A 2493-nucleotide genomic window follows, 5' to 3' on the forward strand; every position below is an offset into this window, starting at 1 on the left:
ACCTTGGGCTGGTTGACCAGCGCGCGGGCGAGCGCGACGCGCTGGCGCTGTCCGCCAGAAAGCTGGCTGGGACGGCGGGCGCCGTAGCCGGGAAGCCGGACCAGCGAGAGCGCCTCCTCCGCCGCCTTCTGCCGCTCGGGCTTGCCGACGCCCTTGACCATCAGGCCGTAAGCGACGTTGTCGAGCACGTTCAGATGCGGGAACAGCGCGTAGTCCTGGAAAACGGTGTTGACGTTGCGGCGATAGGGCGGGACGCCTTCGGCGCGTTCGCCGAAAATGGAGATCGACCCCGATGTCGGCTGCTCGAAGCCGGCGATTAACCGCAGGCAGGTCGTCTTGCCGGAACCCGAAGGTCCAAGCATGGCGAAGAACTCGCCCTGCGCGATATCGAGGTCGACCACGTCGACGGCGCGCACGCTGCCGAAATGGCGCGAGACTCTGGCGAACGAAACGGCGGAGGTCATGGGCTGTCCCAGGCTGATCAAATTCAGGCGACGGCGCTGCCCCTCATCCGCCTGCCGGCACCTTCTCCCCATATAGTGACGGAGAAGGGGCTAACCGCAACGCTCGCGATCCCCCTCTCCCCGTTCTTCACGGGGAGAGGGTAAGGGTGAGGGCAGGGCTGCGCTCTCAAAACGAGCGTGACGAACTCACCGCCCGCCGATGACGCCGATATAGTCCGACACCCAGCGATAGTAAGGCACGCACTGGTCCTGGGTGGCGCACTTCGACACCGGCGTCTTCCAGAACTTGATTTTTTCGAAATTGCCGTAACCGTTGGTCTTGCAGCCTTCGTCGCCGAGCAATTCGTTGCCCTTGCAGGCAGCCGGCACCACCGGGAGCGAACCGAACCAGGCGGAGACATCGCCCTGCACTTTCGGCGACAGAGAGTGCTCCATCCACATATAGGCGCAGTTCGGGTGGGCTGCGTCGGCCGCCAACATGGTCGTGTCGGCCCAGCCGGTGACGCCTTCCTGGGGAATGGTCGAAGCGACGGGCTTCTTGGCGGCAATCAGCGTGTTGACCTGATAGGGCCATGAACCGGAGGCGACGACGCCTTCGTTCTGGAAGTCATCGACCTGAATGGCAGCGTCATGCCAGTAGCGTCCGACCAGCGTGCGTTGGACGCGCAGCAGATCGAGGGCGGCCTTGTACTGATCCTCGGTCAGCTCGTAGGGATCCTTGATGCCGAGCTCCGGCTTGTGGAACATCAGATAATTGGCAGCGTCGGCAATGTGAATCGGCCCGTCATAGGCCTGGACGCGGCCCTTGTTCGACTTGCCGTCAGGCAAGGTCATCTCCTCGAAGACGACGTTCCAGCTCTTCGGCGCTTCCTTGAACACCTCCGTGTTGTACATCAGCACATTCGGTCCCCACTGGTAGGGGGCCCCGTAGTGGACGCCGCCAACCGTGAACCACGGCGCATCCTTCAGCCGGTCGTCGACCGTGCTCCAGCTCGGGATGAGATCGGTGTTGATCGGCTGGACCCGCTTGCCGGCGACGAGGCGCAGCGAAGCGTCGCCCGAGGCGGTGACGAGGTCGAAGCCGCCCTCATTCATCAGCGCGACCATCTCGTCGGAGGTGTTGGCGGTCTTGATGTTGACCTTGCAGCCTGTGTTCTTCTCGAAAGACGTGACCCAATCATAGTTCTTGTCGGTTTCGCCGCGTTCGATGTAACCAGGCCAGGCGACAATGTTGACCTGGCCTTCGCCCTTGCCGAGTTCCGTGACTTGGGCGATCGCCTGGCCGGAGAAGGCCAGCGCGACCGTCAATGCAGTGCACGACTTCAGGAATGAGTTCATCATCGATCTCCCATTTGAGGGGCCGCACTCTCGCGGCGGCTTTGGTCCCTGATTGTGAAAGTGCTGTGAAATTTCCGGTTTCGCAAATTCATTTGTCAGAAAGGCGATATCGGTTTTTCCGATAGATTAACGACCAATCTTCTCCGTGCGCTGACGGACCATGCGCTGCGACTGTGCAAGCCCGATGAAGTCGCGCGCGGCCTGGGGCAGGCCGGAGCCGCGCCGCCAGACGGTGCCGACCTGAACAACCGGCAAGGAGCCCGAAATATCGCGCGATTCGATGCGGTCGCCTTCGAGCGACCATGGCCGGTAGACGAGGTCGGGCAGCAGCGCCACGCCGGCGCCGGTAGCGACGAGGCTGCGCACCGCTTCGACCGAGCGGGTGCGGAAGGCGACGTGCGGCTTAGCGCCGATCGCCGCCAGCAGTTTTCCGGTATTCTCCTCGATCTCGTCGACGGTCAGCATGATCAGCGGCTCCGAGGCGATATCGCCAATGCCGATGATGTCGGCGCCAGACAGCGGATGGCCAAGCGGCAGCCATAGCCGATAGGCCGAGACTTCGAGAATTTCGGACTGCAGGGCGGTGCGGTCGCGCAGGTTCGAGGTGACCATAACGGCGATGTCGAGCTTGCCGCCGATCAGCAGATGTTCGAGGTAATCGCCATTGTCCTCGATGGCCGAAATCTCAACG

The 2493-nt window shown here is 62.7% G+C and carries 3 protein-coding genes; all 3 read right to left on the reverse strand.

Features of this window, described 5'->3' with window-relative positions:
- The coding region (locus EOA86_RS30400) for an ABC transporter ATP-binding protein (protein ID WP_164892129.1) at positions 1–464 on the reverse strand (464 nt) is incomplete at its 3' end.
- Positions 465–650: 186 nt separating this feature from the next.
- Complete coding sequence (locus EOA86_RS30405) at positions 651–1802, reverse strand: ABC transporter substrate-binding protein (protein ID WP_128345007.1); 1152 nt, start codon at positions 1800–1802, stop codon at positions 651–653.
- A gap of 126 nt (positions 1803–1928) precedes the next feature.
- On the reverse strand, positions 1929–2493 hold a 565-nt coding region (locus tag EOA86_RS30410), incomplete at its 5' end, for a LysR substrate-binding domain-containing protein (RefSeq protein WP_245497425.1).

The sequence above is a fragment of the Mesorhizobium sp. M5C.F.Ca.IN.020.32.2.1 genome (assembly GCF_004023105.1).
In the GTDB taxonomy this organism is placed as follows: Bacteria; Pseudomonadota; Alphaproteobacteria; order Rhizobiales; family Rhizobiaceae; genus Mesorhizobium; species Mesorhizobium wenxiniae.